This window comes from Pelagibius sp. 7325 (assembly GCF_037652055.1).
Classification (GTDB): Bacteria; Pseudomonadota; Alphaproteobacteria; order Kiloniellales; family Kiloniellaceae; genus Pelagibius.
In genome coordinates, this window is sequence record NZ_JBBKAH010000006.1 from 112,237 (window position 1) to 134,669 (window position 22,433).

Annotated in this window: 22 protein-coding genes; 6 read left to right on the forward strand and 16 right to left on the reverse strand. The window is 67.0% G+C overall.

What is annotated here, in order from left to right; translation table 11 throughout:
- Window positions 1-795, forward strand: a complete 795-nt coding sequence (locus WDC82_RS16570) for a cell wall hydrolase (RefSeq protein WP_340118470.1) — start codon at window positions 1-3, stop codon at window positions 793-795.
- 97 nt (window positions 796-892) lie between these two features.
- On the opposite strand, the gene WDC82_RS16575 is transcribed toward WDC82_RS16570, so the two are convergent.
- From WDC82_RS16575 to WDC82_RS16615, 9 genes are all read right to left on the reverse strand, one after another.
- Window positions 893-1,246, reverse strand: a complete 354-nt coding sequence (locus WDC82_RS16575; protein ID WP_340118471.1) for a PilZ domain-containing protein — start codon at window positions 1,244-1,246, stop codon at window positions 893-895.
- 79 nt (window positions 1,247-1,325) lie between these two features.
- Complete coding sequence (locus WDC82_RS16580; RefSeq protein WP_340118472.1) at window positions 1,326-2,915, reverse strand: AMP-binding protein; 1,590 nt, start codon at window positions 2,913-2,915, stop codon at window positions 1,326-1,328.
- A 4-nt stretch (window positions 2,916-2,919) separates the two neighbouring features.
- Complete coding sequence (locus WDC82_RS16585) at window positions 2,920-4,101, reverse strand: MFS transporter (RefSeq protein WP_340118473.1); 1,182 nt, start codon at window positions 4,099-4,101, stop codon at window positions 2,920-2,922.
- A gap of 35 nt (window positions 4,102-4,136) precedes the next feature.
- Window positions 4,137-5,630, reverse strand: coding sequence for a cytochrome P450 (locus WDC82_RS16590; protein WP_340118474.1), 1,494 nt, complete (start codon window positions 5,628-5,630; stop codon window positions 4,137-4,139).
- Window positions 5,631-5,708: 78 nt separating this feature from the next.
- Window positions 5,709-5,966: a hypothetical protein gene (locus WDC82_RS16595; protein ID WP_340118475.1), complete on the reverse strand. Its 258-nt coding sequence runs from the start codon at window positions 5,964-5,966 to the stop codon at window positions 5,709-5,711.
- 23 nt (window positions 5,967-5,989) lie between these two features.
- Entirely contained in the window at window positions 5,990-6,673 is a 684-nt protein-coding gene (locus WDC82_RS16600) for an acyl-homoserine-lactone synthase (RefSeq protein WP_340118476.1), read from the reverse strand.
- Window positions 6,674-6,822: 149 nt separating this feature from the next.
- Window positions 6,823-7,608, reverse strand: coding sequence for an autoinducer binding domain-containing protein (locus WDC82_RS16605; RefSeq protein ID WP_340118477.1), 786 nt, complete (start codon window positions 7,606-7,608; stop codon window positions 6,823-6,825).
- Window positions 7,609-7,854: 246 nt separating this feature from the next.
- Window positions 7,855-8,304 (reverse strand): helix-turn-helix transcriptional regulator, encoded by a 450-nt coding sequence (locus tag WDC82_RS16610; RefSeq protein WP_340118478.1) that lies wholly within the window; start codon window positions 8,302-8,304, stop codon window positions 7,855-7,857.
- A 358-nt stretch (window positions 8,305-8,662) separates the two neighbouring features.
- Window positions 8,663-10,288 carry an ATP-binding protein gene (locus tag WDC82_RS16615; RefSeq protein ID WP_340118479.1) on the reverse strand — a complete coding sequence of 542 codons (1,626 nt, stop codon included), beginning with the start codon at window positions 10,286-10,288 and terminating at the stop codon, window positions 8,663-8,665.
- 508 nt (window positions 10,289-10,796) lie between these two features.
- Here WDC82_RS16615 and WDC82_RS16620 point away from each other — a divergent pair.
- Complete coding sequence (locus tag WDC82_RS16620; protein ID WP_340118480.1) at window positions 10,797-11,378, forward strand: sigma-70 family RNA polymerase sigma factor; 582 nt, start codon at window positions 10,797-10,799, stop codon at window positions 11,376-11,378.
- Window positions 11,375-12,163: an anti-sigma factor domain-containing protein gene (locus WDC82_RS16625; protein ID WP_340118481.1), complete on the forward strand. Its 789-nt coding sequence runs from the start codon at window positions 11,375-11,377 to the stop codon at window positions 12,161-12,163. Before WDC82_RS16620 ends, WDC82_RS16625 begins: the two co-directional genes overlap by 4 nt.
- Before the next feature lie 2 nt (window positions 12,164-12,165).
- On the opposite strand, the gene WDC82_RS16630 is transcribed toward WDC82_RS16625, so the two are convergent.
- From WDC82_RS16630 to WDC82_RS16645, 4 genes are read right to left on the reverse strand one after another with little or no spacing between them, the layout of a single operon-like run.
- Window positions 12,166-13,293, reverse strand: a complete 1,128-nt coding sequence (locus WDC82_RS16630; RefSeq protein ID WP_340118482.1) for a DUF1513 domain-containing protein — start codon at window positions 13,291-13,293, stop codon at window positions 12,166-12,168.
- Window positions 13,280-14,386 (reverse strand): imelysin family protein, encoded by a 1,107-nt coding sequence (locus WDC82_RS16635; protein WP_340118483.1) that lies wholly within the window; start codon window positions 14,384-14,386, stop codon window positions 13,280-13,282. The genes WDC82_RS16630 and WDC82_RS16635 overlap by 14 nt, the downstream gene beginning before the upstream one ends.
- Window positions 14,387-14,430: 44 nt before the next feature.
- Window positions 14,431-15,945: a di-heme oxidoredictase family protein gene (locus WDC82_RS16640; protein ID WP_340118484.1), complete on the reverse strand. Its 1,515-nt coding sequence runs from the start codon at window positions 15,943-15,945 to the stop codon at window positions 14,431-14,433.
- 55 nt (window positions 15,946-16,000) lie between these two features.
- Complete coding sequence (locus tag WDC82_RS16645) at window positions 16,001-17,284, reverse strand: imelysin family protein (RefSeq protein WP_340118485.1); 1,284 nt, start codon at window positions 17,282-17,284, stop codon at window positions 16,001-16,003.
- A 213-nt stretch (window positions 17,285-17,497) separates the two neighbouring features.
- Here WDC82_RS16645 and WDC82_RS16650 point away from each other — a divergent pair, with 213 nt between their 5' ends.
- Complete coding sequence (locus WDC82_RS16650) at window positions 17,498-17,737, forward strand: (2Fe-2S)-binding protein (protein ID WP_340118486.1); 240 nt, start codon at window positions 17,498-17,500, stop codon at window positions 17,735-17,737.
- A 207-nt stretch (window positions 17,738-17,944) separates the two neighbouring features.
- On the opposite strand, the gene bfr is transcribed toward WDC82_RS16650, so the two are convergent.
- Complete coding sequence (bfr, locus tag WDC82_RS16655; RefSeq protein ID WP_340118487.1) at window positions 17,945-18,424, reverse strand: bacterioferritin; 480 nt, start codon at window positions 18,422-18,424, stop codon at window positions 17,945-17,947.
- 288 nt (window positions 18,425-18,712) lie between these two features.
- Between bfr and WDC82_RS16660 the strand changes: the two genes are divergently transcribed.
- Window positions 18,713-19,759: a TRAP transporter substrate-binding protein gene (locus WDC82_RS16660; RefSeq protein WP_340118488.1), complete on the forward strand. Its 1,047-nt coding sequence runs from the start codon at window positions 18,713-18,715 to the stop codon at window positions 19,757-19,759.
- A 19-nt stretch (window positions 19,760-19,778) separates the two neighbouring features.
- Here the strand turns inward: WDC82_RS16660 and WDC82_RS16665 are convergent, their stop codons facing one another.
- Both WDC82_RS16665 and WDC82_RS16670 read right to left on the reverse strand, forming a co-directional pair.
- Window positions 19,779-20,303: a peroxiredoxin-like family protein gene (locus tag WDC82_RS16665; protein WP_340118489.1), complete on the reverse strand. Its 525-nt coding sequence runs from the start codon at window positions 20,301-20,303 to the stop codon at window positions 19,779-19,781.
- Between the two features lie 61 nt (window positions 20,304-20,364).
- Window positions 20,365-20,946 carry a TetR/AcrR family transcriptional regulator gene (locus WDC82_RS16670; protein ID WP_340118490.1) on the reverse strand — a complete coding sequence of 194 codons (582 nt, stop codon included), beginning with the start codon at window positions 20,944-20,946 and terminating at the stop codon, window positions 20,365-20,367.
- 187 nt (window positions 20,947-21,133) lie between these two features.
- Here WDC82_RS16670 and WDC82_RS16675 point away from each other — a divergent pair, with 187 nt between their 5' ends.
- A complete protein-coding gene (locus WDC82_RS16675; protein ID WP_340118491.1) occupies window positions 21,134-22,336 on the forward strand; it encodes a M24 family metallopeptidase in 1,203 nt (400 codons plus the stop codon).
- Window positions 22,337-22,433 lie beyond the last annotated feature (97 nt).

Sequence of the window (22,433 nt, forward strand, 5' to 3'; positions counted from 1 at the left end):
ATGAGTCGGATTGCACACATGCTGGCCGTCGTGCGGCCGCACCGGGATCGCTGGCTCGCCGTGGCGCGCCAGCTGGTGACCGGGCGGCCCCACAGCAAAGGCCACCATCATGAGCTCAGCGCCAAGGCGCTCTGCTCGGCGATCAGCGCACCGCTTGCCTGCATCGCCGCCGGTGCCGCCCTGGCGGGCGTGGCGTCCAGCGACCAGGTCTATGACTCCTGGACCCGGGTGACCGCGCAGAGCTTCATCCCCGTCGACATGAAAGACATCGACCCCGACCATTTCTACGTGCGCCAGGTCGGTCTCAAGACCCTCGACCTGGAAGATCAGCTTGCCGCGAGCTTCACGCCGAACCCGGGCAAGCTGCGCGAGGAGCTGACCTGCCTGGCCCAGAACATCTACTTCGAGGCTCGCAGCGAGCCTCTGGAAGGCAAGCTGGCCGTGGCCCACGTGGTGATGAACCGCGTCGCCTCGCAGTATTTCCCCGACTCCGTCTGCGGCGTCGTGCAGGACGGCACCGACGAGGTACTGCACCGCTGCCAGTTCTCCTGGTATTGCGACGGCAAGCCGGACGAGATCGAGGACCAGACCGCCTGGGCGGAAGCCACCGAGTTGGCCAGCCAGGTCTACTGGGGCCGCGCCGAGGATCCCTCCAGCGGCGCGCTGTGGTATCACGCCGACTACGTGAAGCCGGTGTGGCGCAAGGCCTTCGCCGAAGGCCCGACCATCGGCCGCCACATCTTCTACAGCCGCAAGCCGCAGCTGGAAGTCACCCAAGTCGCGCAGGGCAGCTGAAAGCACAAAGCCACACGGCGAAGTATCGTAGGGGCGCCGGCGACGGCGCCTCTTTTCTTGGGCACCTCTTTCTTCGGCATCCTTGGGAGAGACGGCCTCAGCGGCGCCGGTTGAAGCGCCCGGTCAGCAGCGACTCGATGGTGTTGTAGGCCGCGTCGGTCAGACCCAGGAAGACGCCGCCGACGATCCCGTTCTCACCCAGCGGCCGCACGATTTCCACGGCGAATTCGATCGGATCGTGCCCCTTCGGGATCAGCTCGAGGCGCAGGCGCTGGCCGGCACGGAAACCATAGGGCCGCCGGTCGGTGGCATCCAGGGCCACGCCGAAGCCGGCGGCGCTGAGATCGGTCAGCGTGACCTCCTGGCCGCCCAGGCGTGCGTCCAGCTGCAGCGGACGGCGGCGGTCGCGCCGACGCTCCTTGCGCTTGATTGTGACGTTGCTGCGGTACATCTGTCGGCCTGCCTTTTTGCTTCGCTCACAAGGCTTGGGCGGCGAAGGTCAGGCTAGCCCGCTGGTCCTGTAGAATTCGTTACTGCGCGGTGGCCGCGTCGTTAAGGTTAACCAGCTCATGGCGCGCCACCTTGCCGGTGGCGGTCATCGGCAAGGCGGCATGGAACTCGACGAGGCCGGGGCACTTGCCGTCCGGCAACTCGCGGGCAAGCCAGCCGAGCAGGTCGCCGCCGTCCAGCGCACAGCCGTGACGCAGCACCACGAAGGTCTTTGCCTCCTGGCCCAGGTAAGCATCGGGGATGCCGATCACCGCCGCTTCGGCGACCGCCGGATGAGACTTCAGCACCGCCTCCACCTCGGCCGGGTAGATGTGCTCCTCACCGCGCAGGATCTTGTCGTCGGCACGGCCGAGAATGTCGAGCCGTCCGGCAGCGTCGAAGCGGCCGATGTCGCCGGTGCGTAGCCAGCCGCCGGCAAGCGTGCGCGCGGTCTCCTCCGGCAGGTTGAGATAGCCCTTCATCACACCGGGCCCGCGCACCAGGATCTCACCCTGTGCACCCGGCGCGGCACTTGGCCGCCCCGCCTCCTCCAGCACCACCTCGACGCCCGGCACCACCCGCCCCACCGTGGTCGGCGAGAGGCCGCGCCGGCTGCGCTCGCCACCGCCCCCATTTCCACCGCCCCAGGCGACGATGGAGGCCGCCTCAGTGAGCCCGTAGCCGGGGACCAACGGCACGCCGAAGCGTCCCTCGAAAGCGTCCGACAAGCCGGCCGAAAGCGGCGCGCCGCCGGTGGCGCAGAGCTTTAGGTTGCGCCGTACCGCGGCCTCGTCGACCCCGCCGGCCTGCTCCAGCAGGTACTGGTAGTAGATCGGCATGTGCACGAAGTAGGTCGCCGCCTCCTCGATCATGAGGCGCCACAGCAGCGCCGGGTCGAAACCCTCGGCCAGCACCAGCGTCTCGCCGTTCAGCATGGCGAGGTTGAGGCCGCAGACCTGGCCCATGACATGGAACAGCGGCGTCGAGATGAGCCGCACGCGGGTGTCTTCGCGCGGCGCCAGACCCTGGTTGATGCGGGTCAGCGCAATCAGGTTGGTCTGGGTCAGCTCGACGCCCTTCGGCCGTCCCGTGGAGCCGGAGGTGTAGAGCAGCACCGCCGTCTCGTCGCCGGCATAGTCATGAGTCGCCGCCCGGTCGGACTGCCCCGCCATCAGCGCGCCCAGGGCGGGCACGCCGGCGATGGTCGAGGGCCCGTCGAGTTCGGCCGGAATCACCCAGGCGCGGCGGCAGGCCGGCACCGCCTCGGCGGCGGCCAGCGCCCACTCACCGTAGGTCGTGTCGCCGCGGCCGTCGTAGGTCAGCAGCGCCTCGACGCCGGAGTCTTCCAGTTGGAACTGGATGTCGCGCTGGCGCAGCGTGGTGCTGAGCACCACCGCCAGGCCGCCGATCTTGAGGATACCGTAGTAGGCGGCAAGAAAGCCCGGCCGGTTGCCGCAGGCCAGCGCGATGCGGCTGCCCGGCCCGTAGCCGGCCGCCTTCAGGCCGTTGGCCACCTGGTTGGCCATCGCCAGAACCTGCGCGAAGCTGTAGCCGCGGCCATTGGAGACCAGCGCCCTGCCGGCGGGCCGGCGGGCAGCGGTGGCATCGAGAAAGCGGGCAACGTTCGACATCGCATCACTCCCTTCGCAGAGCCGCCTGAACCGGCAGTGCGCGTGGCAGCGGCCGGTAAATCCACATCACCATCGCCAGGGCCGCGGCGGCCAGCAGCGCGCCAGTCAGGTAAGGCCAGCCGGTCCCGAGGCTGCCGAGGGCGAAGCCGCCCCAGACCGGGCCAAGAATACGCGCGAAACTGAGGACGGCGTGGTTGAAACCCATGGCACTGCCCTGCACCGTGTCCGGCGCCGCCTTCGAGAGAAGTGCCTGCAGGCAGGAGAGGCACACCGAGATGCCGGCACCCAGCAGCATCAGGGCCAGGGTGATCGCGACGTCGTTTGGCCACAGCACGAAAAGCGCCATGCCCAGCACCATCGCGGTGCAGGCCCCTGCCGTCACCCACGCCTCGCCGAAGCGCGGGCAGCACAGCGGGATCAGCACCCAGAGGCTGAACACCGCGGCGAGCCCGGCCGCCGTGAAAGCCAGAGAGACATCGCGTGCATCCCACTCCAGCACCCGCGACGACCACATGCCGAGGGTTGAGTCCATCGAGGCATAGGCGAAGGACAGCACGGCCATGATGGCAATTGGGGCGAGGCAGAGCGGCGCTGCAACGATGCTGCGCGGCGGCAGGACGACGAAGCGGACCCGGCTGACCGGCCGGCGCGCGGATCCGCGCGGGAGCGTCGCCGTCAGCAGGATCGACAGCAGCGAGAAAGCGCCGGCGCCGTAGGCGGCCAGCCGGTAGTCGTCTCCGCCGGCACCGAGCAGGACGGTGCCGATCAGAGGACCGATGATGAAGGCCAGGCCGTAGGCCGAATTCACATTCGCCATGCCGCTGACCCTGCTGCGTGTACAGGTGCTGTCGGCAACCAGCGCCTGGATCACCGGGATCGCGGCGTTGCTGATGCCCGCACAGGCGCGCGCGGCGAACAGTAGGAGCAGGCTGTCGGCATAGGCCAGCAGCAGACAGGCCACGGGACCCGTCGACAGCGCGAGAAAGATCACCCGGCGCCGCCCGAGCTGATCGCTGAGGCGGCCCCAGAACGGGGCCAGCAGCAGGATGACGGTGGTGTCGGTGACCAGCAGCAGGGAAACCTGCAGCGGCGTGGCACCCAGTGCAAGCGCCTGGAACGGCAGGAACGGATAGACGATGCCGAGCCCCACCAGGTACATCAGAGCGACCAGGACTGGCGCCGGCATGGCTGGCATTTCTCCTCGTAAGGTGTAACCGCCGGTCAGGCGGCCGGCGTCACGGAACGCAGCCGCATGAGCAGCGGCCCGCGCGGGCGCAGGGTGATCATCGGTTCCGGCTCCACCTTCTGCCCGGGCAGAAGCTGGAGGTCAAACCGCTGGGCAATTCCCGAAATCGCGATCATCGATTCGAGAATGGCGAAGCGCTCGCCGAGGCAGGTCCGGGGCCCATCGCTGAACGGGAAATAGGCGAAGCGCTGGGCGGCACCCTGGCCGTCTTCAAAGCGCTCGGGGTCGAAGCCTTCCGGATTGTCCCACAGCTCCGGCCGGCGGTGCACCGCGAACATGTTCATCATGACGAAGCTGCCGGCCTTCACCGGAATGCCGCCGATCACATCGTCGGCGACGGCGGTGCGCGAGAAGGTCCACAGCGGCGGATAGAGCCGCAGCGTCTCGTCGAACACCATGCGGGTGTACTTCAGTGCCGGCAGGTCGGCGAAGCCGGCAAGGCGGCCGTTCAGCGCGCCCTGCGCCTCGCTGCGCAGGCGGCGCAGGGATTCGGGATGCAGCGACAGCAGGTGCCAGCACCAGCTGAGCGCGTTGGCCGTGGTCTCGTGCCCGGCCAGGATCATCGACAGGATCTGCTTGCAGAGCTGATCGTCGCTGCGCGCGCCCTGGTTGGCGAGCAGCATGTCGAGCAGGTCGCCCACGCCATCGCTGTTCACGCCATCTTTTTCCGGGCCATCTTCTTCTGGGCTATCATTGCTCACCTGCGCAGCCGCACGGCGGGCGGCGATGAGGCCGAGCACGAAACGGTCGAGCACGCCGAGTGCCTCGCGCACCGCCCGGTTCCGCCGGGTCGGCAGCCAGCGCGGCGCGTTGAGCGGCGACCAGATACGCTGCTCGGCATCGCGCAGCACCACGGTCAAGGCATCGAACACGCCCTCGTGCTGGCGGTCGAGGCGCAGGCTGAAGAGCGTGCGCATGAGAATGTCGAGGGTGAGGTGCATCATCTCCGGGATCACGTCGATGACCCCGTCGCGCGCCGCGATGCCTTGCCAGCGCTGCTGCAGGTCGGCTACCGCGCCCTGCATTTCGGCGGTCATGCGACGCAGCTGGCACCCCTGAAAGCTGCGCGCCGCCGTGCGACGCTGCGACAACCATTCGTCGCCCTCGGCGAGGAAGATCCCGCCGCCGAGGATCGAGCGCATGACGTCGTAGAACTTGCTCTTTTCGTAGTTCAGGCGGTTGTCCTGCAGCACGTGCCGGATCATCGTCGGATTGTTCAGCATCAGCACTTTGTCGAGGCCGAAGCGCAGTTCCACGGCGTCGCCGTGGTCGCGCGCGATGCGGGTGAAAAAGCGCAGAGGGTCGGCACTCATTTCCGGCAGGTGGCCGAGCAGGGCGTGGCCCGCGGGCTTTGCCGGAACAAGGGGTTTCGCCGGAACAGCAGACTTCGCCGGCAGGGCGCGTGAACGCCGGGCGGCATCGCGGCCGACGGCGTCTTCAGCGGAAAGATGATCGATGACCAGGCTCATGACTTTCCCCTCAATCCCTTCCTCGGATCCGGTCGCGGCCCCGGGGGGCCCGCAGGCCCCCGGGGTCCGGCGAGCGCCCTAGTGGCGCTGGTGCATCGCGCCGGCAGAGGCGGCAAGCTGGTTGGCGCCGTTGCGGTCGATGCGGGCAATCGACTTCTCAGACAGGGCGATGGAATCCGAGACCGCCTCGGCTGCGACGCCGATCAGATGAGCGGCGAAAGGCAGGCCGGTGCGCTCGGCTTCGATCCGCAAATAGTCGAGGCAGCGCTTGATGGCAGCCGCGTCCTGCAGCGGGTCGCAGAGCTTCAGTTCGATGGGATCGTTGTTGTCAGACATTTCATTCTCCTTGCAGTGAAGGTTTAGGCAACCGCCGCCTCGTGGAGGAACGGCGCGTTGCGGATGACCGAGCCTTGAATGCCGCCAACCGCGCGCAGGCTCGCCAGGGTCGCGTGGTTCATGTCGAAGCGGCCGGTGTAGGCCAGCGCGCCGTCGATCCGGTAGCCCTGCGATTGCCATTTCGGCGGGCAGCCGAGGCGCGGGAGCAGGCGTTCCATGCGCGCGTCGTAGACCGTAATGAGTTCGCGGATACCGAAGGCGATGCAGGTCTCGGTCACCGCGCAGAGCAGTTCGCTGCTGGCGCGCCCGCGGGCGCCGCGGCCTTCCACGGCAAAGCGGCTGCCTTCCCAGATCAGCGGATGGTAGGGCGCACGGGAGCCGTCGAGGAGTTGCGGAAAGACGTCGCGCAGCATGTAGGGGCCGGTTGTCGGGAGGAAACGCCAGCTGCCGATGAGCCCGTCCTCGCCGCTGCCGTAGGCCAGCAGGTAGATCGGATAGAGCGCGTCAAACTCGTCGCGCTCCTCGCAGCCGGCATCCGGGGAGGTGGCATCCGCGAGGGTGGCATCCGTACTCACGCCCGCCGGGACGTCGGCCACCGGCACGTTCCATCCCAGGCGCTGCTTGAACACGCGGTAGCGCTGCCGGAACATCCTCCGCAGATCACCTGCGTAGTTCGCATAAAGGTCTGGTGTTACAACGTCGATCACGGTCGTTACCCCCTCCGATCGCCTTCGCAGACGATTGGACAGGCAAGGCCGGCGGGGAGCATCCCCCCAGAAATGGGGGGATGGGATTAACGTTTTGATCTAACGAAGAAAATGCACGGGACGCGGTGTCGGGCAAAGGCGCCGGGGCGCTAGGGCACGATGTATCCCAGCACGATGGCCTTGACCACGGCGTGGTGTTTGGAGAAGACGCCCAGCTTGCGGCTCACGTTCTTCAGGTGGAACAGCACCGTTTCCTCGGAAATCTTGAGGATCTGGCCGCACTCCCAGGCGGTTTTGCCGCGCGCGGTCCACAACAGGCAGTCGCGCTCGCGGTCGGTCAGGCGGACCCGCTGCCCCTCGCCGGCCTCTGCAGCGAGAGCCAGGAAGGCTTCGTGGGTGTTCACCGCCAGCCACATGAGATCGCGGAACCCGTGGTGGAAGGTCTCTTCAAACACGCGCTCGCTGACGTTGCTGACGACACTGAGGGTCGACAACCCGCCGTCGGGTCCGTGAATCGGGATGGTGGCACCGTTGGTGATGCCATGGTCGCGCGCCTCGTTGAGAACCTTGCGCTGACCGTTGGACAGGTCGTTGCGGCCGTCGATCTCACGCCAGGTGAACGGCATCAGGCGGCCGAGGGCCACCTGCAGGGTCGGGTCGAGATCGCCGTAGTCGCGGGCCAGATAATAGTCGACCCAGGCATCCGGCAGGGTGGCGAGAAACTCGTGCACCTGGTTGCCGCTGCGCGATCCCGGCGGCACGAAGGAGCGCAGCTTCTTGCCCAGCGGCGGGCGAACATGGACGTAGGCGAAGCGCTCGAATCCCAGATGCTGGAGCACGCCCTCCAGGCGGGCGCCGATCTCGGCCGTGCTGCCGGCCTCGGCCAGCCACTCGACGTAACCGCCGACATCGCCCGCTACCGGCAGACTGCTCATGGCCGGCCTCCCCGGCGGAGGCCGGACGACCGCCCTGCAGCCACGGCTACAGCCTCCAAGGGGCGTGAAAGCCCCTTGGGAGACCGCAACAGACTGACGAAAATTCGGCCCGCGCAGACCGGGCCACCAGAGGAAATAAGGTATACGAACGATCGCCCGCGGCTGGCTGGCAGCCGCGCCGGAATCCTATTCAGGGTTCCCGCTTCGATGTGCGCCGTCCGATCCTCCCTTGCGCCTGCCGGGCGTTCAGCCTTCGGCAGGGCGCCCCAACGTCTTCAAAAGCGACAAGACTTCAGCCCGTACCTTCGCATCAGGAATTCTATAGTAAGAGCTGATCAATTGTAACGTTTCACGCTGGTTGGTGAAGTCGGGGTCAGACGAATGGATGCTGCCTGACGACGCAGATCCGGCGTCCGAGCCTGCGGTCGCCCCGCCATCACCCTCGGCCTCGACCCCTTCGAAGAAATAGGTCACCGGCACGCTTAGGATGCGCGAGAGCTCGTAGAGCTTGCTCGCGCTGATGCGATTGGCACCGCGCTCGTACTTCTGGATCTGCTGAAAAGTCAGCCCCAACGCGTTGGCCAGCTTTTCCTGCGAGTAGCCAAGAAACACTCGGCGCAGGCGGACCCGACCGCCAACGTGAACGTCTACGGGGTGCGCCTGTCTGGCTTTCCCCATGGTCTGATGAGCAAGCATCCGTTCTCCCTACTGATCGAGAATTCCATGACCCCGGGGAAATCTATGCGAAATCGCTATGAAGTCACAAAGGAAAAATTCGCGCAAAACTGGTAAATTATCAACTTTCCCCACAATTCATGGAGTGACTCCGGCAGAATCAGTTGTTAACCATGTAGAAAATTGAAATAACCTCTAGAACTATACTCTAAGGTTACTGCGCGGCGAATTTACAACCTTAAGGGGAGTCCAGGTTGCAACGCTAGGACGCCGGGGCGGCATCCGCGGCCAGCGCGCGCGTTCCGGGCTATGTCGCTCCGGGCTATGTCGCTCCGGGCTATGTCGTCTGGGTCATGCCGGCGGCGGCATGCCGCCGCGGCTATGCGGCCAGGGGCCAGCGCAGAACGAAACGGGCCCCGCGGCCCTGGGCGCCGTCCTCGACGGTCAGGTCGCCCCCCAGAGAGCGGGCGGCCGAGCGGGCGACGGAAAGGCCAAGCCCGGTCCCGGTGATGCCCCCCACCTCCCGCGCCCGCCAGTAGGGCTGAAAGATCGCTTCGCGAAGGGCCGGTGGCACCCCGGGGCCGGAATCGGTCACCGCGACGACGACTTCTCCGCCCTCGCGCGCCAGTTCCACCTCGATGTTGCCGACGCCGCGCGAGTACTTGATCGCGTTCTGCATCAGGTTCGACAGGATGGTATGCAGGGCGGCGTCGCTGGTCCCCGGCAGCGGCGTCTCGATCCGGTCCCGCAGCACCATCTGCTGGCGTGCTCGGAGGGCGACGGAAACTTCGCGCCACACGGCGTTGCAGAAGCGGCCGAGATCGAGCGGCTCCCGCCCGTGGCCGTCTTCTGCCGCCTCGACCCGGCCCATCATAAGGACGTCGTCCACCAGCCGCGCCAGCGTGCTGACCGCGCGGCGGATAGTCTTGGTTTCCTCCCGCCGCTCTGCCTCGGACATCTGGTCGCCGAAGCGCTCCAGCATGTCGGCAGAGGTGCCGATAGCCTGCAGTGGCGTGCGCAGCTCGTGCGACACCATGGAAACGAAGGTCGATTTCTGCGAGCGCCGCTGCTTTTCCTGGTAGAGGGAGATCGACAGCCGGCCCTCGCGCGACACCACCGTGTCCACCCGCTTGATGGCGAGGAAAAGCAGCAGGCAGACCGCCCCCAGGGCGACGATCAGCAGCGGTGCGACGCTCCACAGCAGATCGTCGCCGGAACGCTGCGCCCGCCACACGATGCTGCCGATCATGGCGCCATCCCCCCCCTGCACCGGACAGCCGACATAGCCCGTCGGCACGCCGCCCCGCCGGAAGTGCAGGTTGGCGATGTGCTCACCGACACCGGCGCGGTTGAACAACGTCACGTCCATCGGCTGCAGGAAGACGAGGACATTGGTCGGCGCGCTCTGTTTGGCGGCCTCGCCGGCTTCGTGGACCGGGGCGACGAGGCTGGCGCCGACCAGGACGAGTTCCTGGTTGTAGAGCGCAAAGCCCGCAGCCGGTACCGTTTCGATCGATGCGGCGCCACGGGCGGCGGCGACCATCTCGCCGACACCCTCCGGCAGGATGGGTGCCGCGCCCGGCGCCACCTCCCGGCCGTTTTCAAAGGCGAAGACGGTCTGCCCGCCGGGGCCGATCAGCCAGCCCGCCGCGATGTGGAAATTAGCCTGCAGGTAAGCCGGCATTTCCTCCCTTGCCCAGCGTTCGTCGAGCTGGGCACCGAGCTTGGCCACGGCGTCGTCCCACCACGCATAGTCGATCACCAGCTGGCGCAGACCCTCCTTGCGGATCTGCACGACGGACTTGACGAGGTCTTCCTGGGCCAGGGCATCACGCCGGGTCAGGGAGTCGGCGCTCCAATACAACAGCCCGGCCATCACCACCAGGCAGATCGCAACCAAGAGCAGTATCGGAAACAACAGGTTCCTGCGCCGTCGCGCGAGAATCTTGCGCGTCGCATCCATGCGTGATGGCGCCTGTTCCTCACGTCCGGTGATTGTAGCCATTCCCCCAAGCCTTTTCGGGAATGTGAATTTCAGCCTGTGTCCTTGGCGACGGAGTATAAACGGAATGCCATGGAAGGCACAGCGCAACGGCCCGGGATTCAGCCCGGATTAAAAAATTCGCGAATTCTTAGTACTACGTCATCGCTTACCCAAAGGGGTCACACCCGGCACAGGTAGCCCGCCGCTATCTCCGCAATTTTCAGGGGTGCCGCTGCGCGCCAAAGGGCCGCCGCGCCGGACCGTATGACGCGCATTCTTCCTGGTCATCCTTGCCCCGAGAAGGCAGACTCCCGAAACACGAGTCGCCGCCCCATTGAGACAGTCCAGCGCCGGCCGGAGTCAGCCTCTCCTTGCCCTGCACACGACCGAGCTTCACACCAGTGCCCCCGCCGTTGCCCCCAGACGCCTGGCCCGCGAGATTTTCCACCAGGGTCTTCCTCAGGGTCGAAACGGCCCGCTCGCGCCGGCGGGAAAGCGGTCTGTCCGGACGAAGCACATGAGCGGAATCATGAAGTCTACGGCGACCAGCGACGCATCGGATCTTCTGGGGCAGTTGCTGTCCCGCTGCAGCCTGGGCGACCAGGCGGCCTTCGGCCAGCTCTACGATGCCACCTCTGCGAAACTCTTCGGCATTGCCCTGCGTATATTGAGGCGGGAGGCTTGGGCCGAAGAGGCCTTGCAGGAGGCCTATGTGAAGATTTGGCGCTATGCCGACAGCTACAATCCCAGCCGCGGCCGGCCGATGACCTGGATGATCAACGTCGTGCGCAACCAGGCCCTCGACCTGCTGCGGCGCGCGGATTACCGCGCCCAGGAGGAGGAATGGAATCCTGATAGCGACACGCGCACCAGCGCCGACAATCCCGCCGCCCTGGCCGAAACCAGCCAGGAGATGAAGCGGGTGCTCGGCTGCCTCGGCCTCTTGGGCGACGAGCAGCGCGACTGCATCCTGCTGTCCTACCATCAGGGCCTGACGCCGACCGAGGTCGCCGACCGCCTGAAGCGCCCGGTCGGCACCGTGAAGACCTGGATCCGCCGCGGCCTGGTGAAAGTGCGCGACTGCCTGGACCAGTTGGGTGGCGAGCGATGACCGGCGAAACCAGGCGATACGAATCCGACGAACTGCAGGAACTGCTGGCCAGCGGCTATGTGGCCGGAGCCCTGCAGGGCCCGGCGCGGCGCCGCTTTGAGACGCTGATGCGCAGCCGGCCCGCCCTGCGCCGCCGGGTCGAGGCCTGGGAGAACCGGCTGACCGCGCTGAACGACACGACACCGGCGGTGCCGCCGCCGGCCCACGTCTGGCGCGCCGTGCAGCGGCGCATCGCCCCCGCCTCCGCGGCGCCGGCCGCCGCCACCTCCGCCGGCGGTTTTTGGAACAGCCTGACCTTCTGGCGACCCTTCGGCGCGGCGGCCGCCTGTCTTGCGCTGCTGGTCACTGCCTATGCCGGCTACCAGGCGACGCGGCCGGCCACACCGCAGATCGCCGAAGCGCCTGCACAAGTGCAGCCCAGCTACGTCGCGGTGCTGGAGGACGAGGCCAACCAGCCGGTGCTGGTGGTCACCGCCTTCAAGGGGCCTTGGCGCCTTACCGTCGAACCGCTGCGCGACCTGACGCCTTACCAGGGGCCCGCCCAGGGCAAAGTTTTCCAGGTCTGGGCGATCGAAAAGGAGACCGGTGCCACCCGTCCGCTGCTGCAGGTCAGCAGTGGTGACGTGCTGCGCGAACCGCTCGGCGAGGATGGCTGGAATGCCATCAAGACCTCGGAATCTCTCGCCGTCACCCTGGAGGACGCCGGCCCGGCGCCGGCCGCGCCCAGCGGACCGCCCCTCTTCAGCGGCCTCTGCCTGAACCTCAAGGGCCCGACGGAGATCTGAAGCTATATCGACAGCGCCAGCATGTGATTGTCCCAGGCCACTTCCGGTGCCGCGGGATCATTGAGGGCGCGCGTCTCGCCGTTCAGCGCGTTGTGATGCACCAGCTTGCCGTAGCCGCTGGAGGCGATGAAGCCGCCGGCCTCGCCGGAGGCTGCCACGCCGCAGCCGTCGCCGAGGGAGAGGCTGGCGAGATAGCGCCGCTCGGCCACCGACCAGAAGGTGATCGTGCCGCCGCGCGGCGCCGAGGCCGCCAGCACCTGCCCGGAAGCATCCATCGCCGCGCTGCCGCAATACTGACGCATGGCGCGCAGCGTCGCCTCTTCGGTGATCGGCAGGGTGATCGCCGCCTCGCCTTGGCGGTGAAAGCCGACCAGCGGCACCAGGTTGTTGCGCGGCCCCTCGTACTGCATGACGAAGCCGACGGTCCCCTGCGGCGCCACCGCGATGTGACGGATCGAGGCTTGGTGCATCGCCGCCGGCAGACGGTATTCCTCCAGCAGCGCGCCGCTCTCTGAATCGATGTAGGCCAGCGAAGGCTGCATGGTCTCGATGTTCAGCTTTTCTCGCCCCTTGCCGGGGTGGGTGTGGATGCCGCCATTCGCCACGGCAAGGGTGCGGCCGTCGCGCAGCAGCACCATCTCGTGCGGCCCGATGGCGTAGGCTTCCAGCTCCGCCTCGCGCCGGTAGCCGGCGGTCGCGTCGTAGACACCAATGCAGCCGCGCGCATTGTCGTAGTCGTTCTCGCAGGCGAACAGCCAGCGCCCATCGGTGCTGAACACACCGTGTCCATAGAAATGACGCCCCTCGGGTGCATCGAAACGCCGCGCCGCTGCGCCGGAAAGTGGATCGAAGCTGACGGCGAAGTGGCCCGGCCGCCGCGCAAACGCGATGACCTCGCGTGCGCCCGGCCGCCGCGCGGCACCGTGGCCGCGCCCCGGCAGCGGCAGCGTCGCGACGACGTGACCCGCCGCGTCGAACACCCTGGTCAGGGTGCCGCCGTCCTGCGTGGAGCAGGCATTCACGAAGTAGCGGGTCTCGGCGGCTTGCGCGCCGTCCGGAAAAGGCAGCCGCCAGGCCGCAAAGAGCGCCGCCGCCGCGGTGAGGAGATCGCGCCGCCTAATCGCCGTCATAGCTGTTGAATCCCATCGGCAGTTCGAGGACTTCGGAGAGCGGCCCCCCCATCAGCTCCAGCAGTTGGCGCGCCTCGGTGCGGATGGCATCGAGCCGGTCCCAGCCATCGGGCGCCTTCAGCGCCGCGACCAGCGACGCGGGCTCCGCCTCGACGGCGGCGATCAGCCGCTCCAGCGCGGCACGGATGACGCGGTCCAGTTCGGCGCCCTGGGGATGTTGGCGCACCTGCGCCGAGAAACTGTCGTCGCCGCCGACTTCATAGAGCGCCTGGGCGGCCTTCAGGTTGACCAGCACGTTGCGCAGGGAGCGCGCGGAGCGCCAGGATTCCGCCCGGGTGTCACGCGCCGATTCCGGTTGTTCGCCGAGCGGCCGGCCCAGCTTGTAGTCCTGCACCAGCAGGATCGCCCCGCGCAGCGACTTGGCGAAATCGAGCGAGGCTTCCTTGGCATCGAAGTAACGCTCGTTGCCTTCGGTCGCACTGCGGACGACCTGCGCGTAGTGGATCTCGCCGCCCTGCCAATCGGCCAGCAGGCCCGCCGCGATGTCCTTGAGATTGCGGCCGATGGCGACGGACACCGCGCAGCCGAAGGGCGTCTCCCAGGTCGACGCCTCGCTGTCGAACATCAGGCGCTCCAGCGCGGGAAAGCCCTGCACGGCGACGCTGCCGCTGGCGAAGGTTTGCGGCTCCAGCGCCTTGGGGTTCTGCTCCGCGAGCATCTGCGCCAGATGGCGCCCGACGACGCCGCGCTTGTCCGGCCAGAACTCGATGCGCTCGTTGCGCAGGAACAGCTCGGCGGGTCCGAAGCGGAGGTGCTGCACCGCCATCCAGGCATCCATCGCGTCGTTGTACGCAGCCGCCGCCTCCTCTGCCTGCAGGACATCATCGCTGCAGGCCCTGCGCAGTTCACTTTCCAGCACGGCGGTCGTCTCGGCGAAGGCCGCGTAGCGCGGCAGCACGTAGTCGTCAACGATTGCGGCGTTCAGCGCGGCATAGTCGGCCGCCGCAGCCGGCGCCGGCTGCACCGCCACGGCGCCGCCGCAGGCCAGCAGCGCCACCGCTGCCGCCGTCTTGAGCTGCCGCTCAAAAATCATGGTCAGTCTCCTTCGTGCCGGCACGCCGGCGTTCGATGATCCGTCTACAGCGACCGCAGGAAAGCCAGCAGCGCCGCGCGCCGTTCGCCATCCAGGGCCACCACCTTGCGCCGGGCCGCTTCCGCCTCGCCGCCGTGCCAGAGGATCGCCTCCAGCAGGTTGCGCGCGCGCCCGTCGTGCAGGAACTGGGTGTGACCGTTCACGGTCTCGGTGAGGCCGATGCCCCACAGCGGCGCGGTGCGCCACTCACGTCCGGAAGCCTGCCCCTCCGGACGGTGATCCGCAAGCCCCTCACCCATGTCGTGCAGCAACAGGTCGCTGTAGGGCCAGATAAGCTGAAACGACTGCTCTTCGCCCAGCGAGTCGCGCCGCGTCACGAACTTGGGGCGGTGACAGGCGGCACAGCCGCTGGCGTAGAATACCTGCTTGCCCGCCAGGACCTGCGGATCGTCGAGATGGCGGCGCGCCGGGACCGCCAGATTGCGGCTGTAGAAGGCGATGAGTTGAAGCATCTCGGCCGAGGCTTCCAGTCCGTCGAGATGCGGGCTGTTGCCGTCGGGCGCGTCGAGGCAGGCCGGCTGGTTCCGCGTGCAGTCGCCCGCCGCCGCCGGCGCGCCCGGCGTCGAGATGCCGATGTCGCCGTTGATGGCATGGATGCTTTGCTGCAGCACGTCGGGCTCGCCCGCCTTCCAGCCGAAGCGGCCGAGCGCGAGCCTGTCCGCAGCGTTGTCCCACACCCGGTTGGCGCGCCCGGAGACTCCGTCGCCGTCGCTGTCGTCCGGATCGGCGCCGCGCAGGATGTCTTCCTCGGGAACCGCTTCCAACAGGCCGAGGCCGATCATCGGCGGCGCCACGCGCGGCGACAGCATAACCTCGGGATGCAGCGGTCCGTAGCCGGGATCGGCAATGCCGTAGGCGGGCCGGCGCAGGCTCACCACCGTGCCGTCGGCCAGGGTCACCGGCACTTCCACGTAGTGGAGGGCCATGCGGCCCTCGGCCTTCAGGCCGCGCACCGCCTGGTCCTGCAGTTGGGTGCCGTAGGTCGGCTCCGGGATCACTGCGGCGCGCCCGCTGGCGATAAGAACGCGCTGTTCGTCATCCTGCGGCGGAATGCTGAGCCGCAGGAACATCGAGATGGCGGAATCCTCGGGCGAGGCCGGCGGGTGGCCGCGCCCGTCCTTCAGGTGGCAACGCTGGCAGGAGCGCGCGTTAAACACCGGGCCGAGGCCGTCCGCCGAGGTGGTCGACGACGGCGACGATACCCAGAGGCGCTTGAACAGGCCGTTGCCGATCTTGAAGTCGAGCTCGCGCTCGAAACTCATGTTGGCGGAAGGCTGAGAAAAGGCGTTGGCGTTCGCCGGCGCGCGTGTGGTCGCCGCGCCGCCGGGCAGCGCCTCGAAGGGCTCCGGCCGGCTGAAGTCTTCAGTCGGCGCCGTCACCGCCGCGACGCGCGCCGCTTCCTCGGGCGTGCGTTGCTCAGCAATGGGGCCGGCAGCCAAGGCTGCCGGCCCGATCGCGAGAAGCACCACAACGATGCATGCGGTACGGAACTTAAGCATCGCTCCGATCACTCGGCCGACGCGCCCCGGCATGCCGGGGCGCGCCGCCCTGGGCTTACTGGAACACGGCGTTCGGGTTGTCGAGGCTGTCCGAGCCTTCCCACTCGATGGTGGAGAGGTCCAGCACCGCAACCGCGCGCTCGATGGCTCGGGTCTGGTCGACCAGGGACTGCACCACCGCTTCGACTACCGCGTTCCCTTCCGCGTTGCCCTCGCCGATCATCTGATCGTAGGCCTCGACGGACTTGGCGCGATCGACCATCGCCTGCATGGCGGCCTGGGCGGCGGAAAGCTTGTCCCGCAGCTCGCGATCCACCGTGCCGTCCTTCGCCGCGACCAGGTTGGAGAGGCTGGCCCCTGACACCGTGCTGCCGTCGACCCGCTTATAGTGGCCGAGGTAGACGTTCATGATGCCCTGCTGGTCGTAGAAGTGCGAGTAGTGGGTGTTGTCGGAGAAGCAGTCGTGCTCCTCTTCGGGGTCGTGCAGCATGAGGCCGAGCTTGATGCGCTCGCCGGCCAGCTCGCCGTAGGAGAGGCTGCCCATGCCGGTCAGAATGGTCGCCAGGCCGGCATCGGGGTCACCGTTCACCAGGCCTTCGCGGGCCTCGCCGCCCGGCGCCCACTGGGCGACCATGTCCTTGAGGTCGTCGATCAGCAGCCCGGTCGCCGCCTTGAGGTACTGACCGCGGCGCTCGCAGTGCCCGCCGGTGCAATTCACCGTGCTGAAATCGCTGGCCGGACGGGCGCCGGCGCCCGGGCCGGTGCCGTTCAGATCCTGGCCCCACAGCAGGAACTCGATGGCGTGGTAACCGGTCGCCACGTTGGCCTCGACCTCCTCGGCCTCGTGCAGGGTATCGGCAATCAGTTCCTTGGTGATGGTGCCGGCGTCGACCGTCTCGCCGTTCACCATCAGCTTTTCGTTGGCGATCACGTTGGCTGTGTAGATCGGGTTCTCATCGGACTCGCTGCCGTAGCTGGCCTCGTCCACATAATCGATGAGGCCCTCGTCCAGCGGCCAGGCGTTGACCTTGCCTTCCCAATCGTCGACCACCGCGTTGCCGAAGCGGTAGGCCTCGGTCTGCTGGTAAGGCACGCGCGCGGCGATCCAGGCCTCGCGCGCCGCCTCCAGGGTCTCGGCACTGGGACTGGCGATCAGCCTGTCCACCGCGCCCTGCAGGGCCTGAGCGGTGATCAGCGAATCCTCGTAGGCGGCGTGGGCAATGTCGGCATAGGTCGAAAGGACCGCGCTCTTTTCGGGCGCCGCCGCCATGGCGACCGGCGACGCCAGCGGCGCCAGGGCGACCGTCGCGGCCAGGGCGACTGTCTGGATCAATTTCATCGGGTGCATCCCCCTTCTGTGCATCTCGTGAACGGCGGCACCGAGAGGTGCCGCAAATGATTTTCATTCTTAACGAAAACGCCGAGAAAAGGCCGTCCCGCGAGGGGGCAGCCGCGCAAACGCTCAAGAACATGCTGATTTTACACGCAAAGGCGCGATTGACAATCATTATCATTCGCACCATATTGAGCAGGATCACTGAGGGAGACATAGGTGTACGTCTGTCTTTGTAACGGCTATCGGGATCAGGAAATCCGGGAGATCGCGGAATCCGGCGTGCGTTGCGCGCGGGAGGTCTACTTTACCCTGGGGAATGGTCCCTGCTGCGGCACTTGCCTGGACTGCGCCCAGGGCATCGTGAACGAGGTCCACGGCGAGACGGTCACCTCGCCCGCCGGCGAGCATTCCGGCGACACGCAGGGCCAGCAAGCCCTGCTGATGGCCGCGGAATAGACGGCCCCCTCATGTATCTCTGGCGCAACCTTCCGGAAGGCCAGTTGACCGCCGTGCTGCGGTGGCTCGGCCACCGCCGGGACGACAGGCGCTTGACGGCACAAAACGCCACCAAGCCCGCCGAGGCACAGCCCCTCGCCGCGGAAGAGCTGCCACCGGCGCGCTGACGCCTCCGGTTGCGCCGTCACCGCGCGGCAGCCGTTCAGTTCAGCTTTCTTCCGGCTTGCTCTGGAACTGGATGTAGTTCTGCAGGCCCATCTTATCGAGCAGCTCGAGATTGGTCTCCAGCCAGTCGATGTGCTCCTCTTCCGATTCCAGAATCTCCCTGAAGAGGTGGCGCGAGACGTAGTCGCCGACCTTTTCGCAGTGCGCGATAGCTTCTTTCAGGTCCGGCACGCCGGCCATCTCGAGCTTGAGGTCGCACTCAATGATCTCTTTCACGTTCTCGCCGATCAGCAGCTTGCCCAGCTCCTGCAGGTTCGGCAGGCCTTCGAGAAAGAGAATGCGCTCGATGAGTTCATCGGCGTGCTTCATCTCGTCGATGGACTCTTCGTATTCGTGCTTGGCCATGCGGGTGATGCCCCAGTCCTTCAGCATGCGCGAATGCAGGAAGTACTGGTTGATCGCGGTCAGTTCGTTCTTCAGCACCTTGTTGAGGAACTGAATGACCTTCTTGTCGCCCTTCATCGTCTCTCCTCGCCTAAAGAGGCTCCCCAGCGAATTTGAGAAGCCTATCCTAAACGCCGGCGCGGCCCGGGGCCACAATCCAATTCAGCGCAGAGAAAAATTCTCCCATTCAACCAATGGCTTGCGAGCGCCCCTCATTCGCATTGCGACGGTGTTGACGACCCGCCGGGTCAGGACAGTGGTCCCGCCCGCAGACCGCATTGGCAATCGCGTTGGGGCCGCCGCGCGGCTATCTTGAGCGCCGCAATGGCAGCGCCGGAACGCTGCCGCAAAGGGAGAGCGAGCGAGATGTTGAACCTGCCCCGTGGAACGCTGCTGGCCGCGCTGCTGGCGGCGCTGCTGATCCCGACCGCCGCCAAGGCGCAGGAGATCACCCTCAGGGTCCATCACTTCCTGCCGACGCCGTCGGTCACCCACAAGGACTTCATCGAGCCCTGGGCACGCAAGGTAGAGGCCGAATCCGGCGGGCGCATCAGGATCGAGATCTATCCGGCCATGCAGCTGGGCGGCAAGCCGCCCGCACTGTACGACCAGGTGCGCGACGGCGTCGCCGACATCATATGGACGCTGCCCGGCTATACCGCCGGGCGCTTCCCCATCATCGAGACCTTCGAGCTGCCCTTCATGGCGGCCTCGGCCGAGGCAACCAGCCAGGCCGCGCACGAGTTCTACAAACGGCACGCGCGCGCGGAATTCGCCGAGGTGCACCCCTTGATGGTCCACGTCCACGCCCCCGGCACCCTGCACCTGCGCGGCGCGCCGGTGAAAACGCTGGCGGACCTGCAGGGCCTGAAGCTGCGCGCACCGTCGCGCATGACCAACGCGGCGTTGAAGGCGCTCGGCGCCACGCCCATCGGCATGCCGGTGCCGGCGGTGCCGGAGTCACTGGCCCGCGGCGTCATCGACGGTGCCGCTCTGCCCTACGAGGTGGCGCTGCCCCTGAAGGTGCACGAACTGACCCAAAGCCACACCGAGATCGCCAGCGGCAAGGGCAAGCGGGGACTTTACACGGCGGTGTTCCTCTTCGCGATGAACAAGGCCCGCTATGAGGCGCTGCCCGACGATCTCAAGAAGGTGATCGACGACAACTCGGGGACCGCCCTGGCACGCAAGATCGGCAGATTGTGGGACGAAGCGGAGATCCCAGGCCGCCAGGCCGCCGTCGCCAGCGGCGCCGCCTTCTACACGATCGAAGGTGACGAACTGGCCCGGTGGCAGGATGCGACCGCCGGCGTCACCCGGGACTGGATCGCCGAGAGGAACGCCGCCGGCCAGGACGGCCAGGCCCTGGTCGACGACGCCAGGGCCCTGATCGCCCGCTACGCGGGAGAGTAGCCGCGCTCCGGAGCAGAGATCACGCCTCGCCGCGCGCGGGGTAGCCCTTCTCCTTGATGAAATCGATCGCCTTCAACAGCTGGTCGAGCGGCGGGCGGGCGAACGGCATGGTCTGAATGTAGGCGGCATAGAGCGTCCCGTCGGGCTTCACTAAGAAGAGGCCCGGCTCGTTGAACAGCGCCGGCTCCTCGATGCCGATGGAGGTCGTCCCCCGGCTGGTCGAGATGGGAAGTCCCAGTTCACGTGCTTTCTCGATGGAAAGATCGTAGGCGATTGGCAGCGAACCCAGGGCCCAGTCGGTCTTGGCCGCAATGGCACGCTCCTGGCCGTCGCTGCTGACCGCCACCACGTCGACACCACGCTCGATGAACTCGCCGATACGCTGATTCAGCTCCTGCAGGTAGTTGCGGCACATCGGACAGTGCGCGCCGCGATAGGCGACCACCATCGAAAGATTCTCCGGCTGGCGCTCGGACAATGTCCACGCGCCACCGTCCACGAGAGGGAACGACATTTCCGGGGCGGGTTGGCGGGTCTTCAGCATCTCATAGTCCTCCTATAGCTGTGTTTTCTGGAACGTTCGTTCTGGAATCTGCCAAAAAAAGTCAGTCGAGTGCCTGCAGCGCGACGCGCACCACGCTGCTGAGGGTGGCGCGCTCCGGTGCGGCCTTGGCCATCACGTTGAGGCCATTGGCCGTCGCCGTGAAGAAGCGTGCCAAGTCGGTCGGCGACTTGTGGGCCGCCAGTTCGCCGTTCTTCTTCGCCCGGGTCAGCACCCGGCGGAACGCGGCCTCCATGGCGCCCATGTTGGCGGCGACGGCCACACGGGTGTCGCGGTCGTGCGGGGCCAGTTCGACCGTGGAGTTGGTCATCAGGCAGCCGAGCAGGCGCCCTTCGCCGACGGCGAAATCGATGATGCCTTGGAAGAAGATGGCGACCTTGTCCCGCAGGGCACCCGGCTCCTCCAGCTTGGCAAGACGGCGGGCGGAGACGGTCGCGCGGTAATGCTCAACCGCGGCCAGGAAGAGGCCGTGTTTGTCGCCGAAAGTATCGTAAAGGCTGCCCCGGTTGACGCCGGTTGCTTCGACCAGATCCTGCACCGAGGTCGCCTGGTAGCCCCGCCGCCAGAACAGCTCCAGCGCCTTCTGCACCACCACGTCCTGTTCGAACTCCCGTTGACGCGCCAAGGACCCGGACCCTCATGATGTTTATTGGAACGATCGTTCAATAACGCCGACGCGGGCCGTCGTCAAGCCACCGGACCGCACGAAGGAGAGGCTTGCAAGGACTATTGTCTGCCGGGCGCGCGCCGTGCCACTCTGCGCCGCCGCTCGGGCGGCAAGGTGAGGCAAGAGAAAGAACAGGGGTATAGGCGTGCAGGCAATCAAGCAGATCAGGAACGGTCAGCGGGTGCGGCCGATCTTCTCCGAGCCGGAGATGACGCGGCGTCTAACCAGGCTGCGTGAGGTTATGGCCAGCCTGAATATGGACGCTGCGATCTTCACCTCCTATCACAACATCAACTACTACAGCGACTTCCTCTACTGTTCCTTCGGGCGTCCCTACGCCCTGGTGGTCACGCACGACACAGCGACCACGGTCAGCGCCAACATCGACGGCGGCCAGCCGTGGCGCCGCAGCTTCGGCGACAACCTGGTCTATACCGACTGGCAGCGCGACAACCACTACCGCGCGCTGCAGCAACTCGCCCCGGCGAAAGGCCGTATCGGCATCGAGGAGGATCACCTCTCGCTCGAACGCCTGAAGAAGCTGCAGGCGGCCTTGCCGGAGGCCGCCTTCACCGACATCGCCGGGCCGGCCATGGCCCAGCGCATGGTGAAGTCGCAGGAAGAGATCGCCATCATCCGCAACGGCGCGCGCATCGCCGACATCGGCGGCGCCGCCTGCCGCGGCGCCATCGCCGAGGGCGTGCCGGAGCACGAGATCGCCCTTGCCTCCACCGCCGCCATGGTGCGCGCCATCGCCGAGACCTATCCCCACGCCGAGCTGATGGATACCTGGACCTGGTTCCAGTCGGGCATCAACACCGATGGGGCGCACAACCCCGTGACCAGCCGGCGGCTGCGCCGAGGCGACATCCTGAGCCTCAACTGCTTTCCGATGATCGCCGGCTACTATACGGCGCTGGAGCGCACCCTCTTCCTCGGCCACGCCAGCGACCGTCACCTGGCGGTCTGGGAGGCGAACTGCGAGGTCCACCGCAAGGGGCTGACCCTGATCAAACCGGGCATGCGCTGCTGCGACATCGCCGCGGAACTGAACGAGGTCTACCGCTCCTACGATCTGCTCGACTACCGCACCTTCGGCTACGGCCATTCCTTCGGCGTGCTGTGCCACTACTACGGCCGCGAGGCGGCGCTGGAACTGCGCGAAGACATCGAGACCGTGCTGCAGCCGGGCATGGTCGTCTCCATGGAGCCCATGGTGATGATCCCCGAGGACGAGCCCGGCGCCGGCGGCTACCGCGAGCACGACATCCTGGTGGTCACCGAAGACGGCGCCGAGAACATCACCGGCTTTCCCTTCGGCCCGGCGCACAACATCGTGCCGGCGTAGCGGCGTTGGCGTACAAGGCGGCCCTCAGGTTGAGGAGGCGCCTGAGCGCCGTCCCTGCCCTGCCTGCGCCGACGCGAAGCCGCTTCAGCCTCGCGTC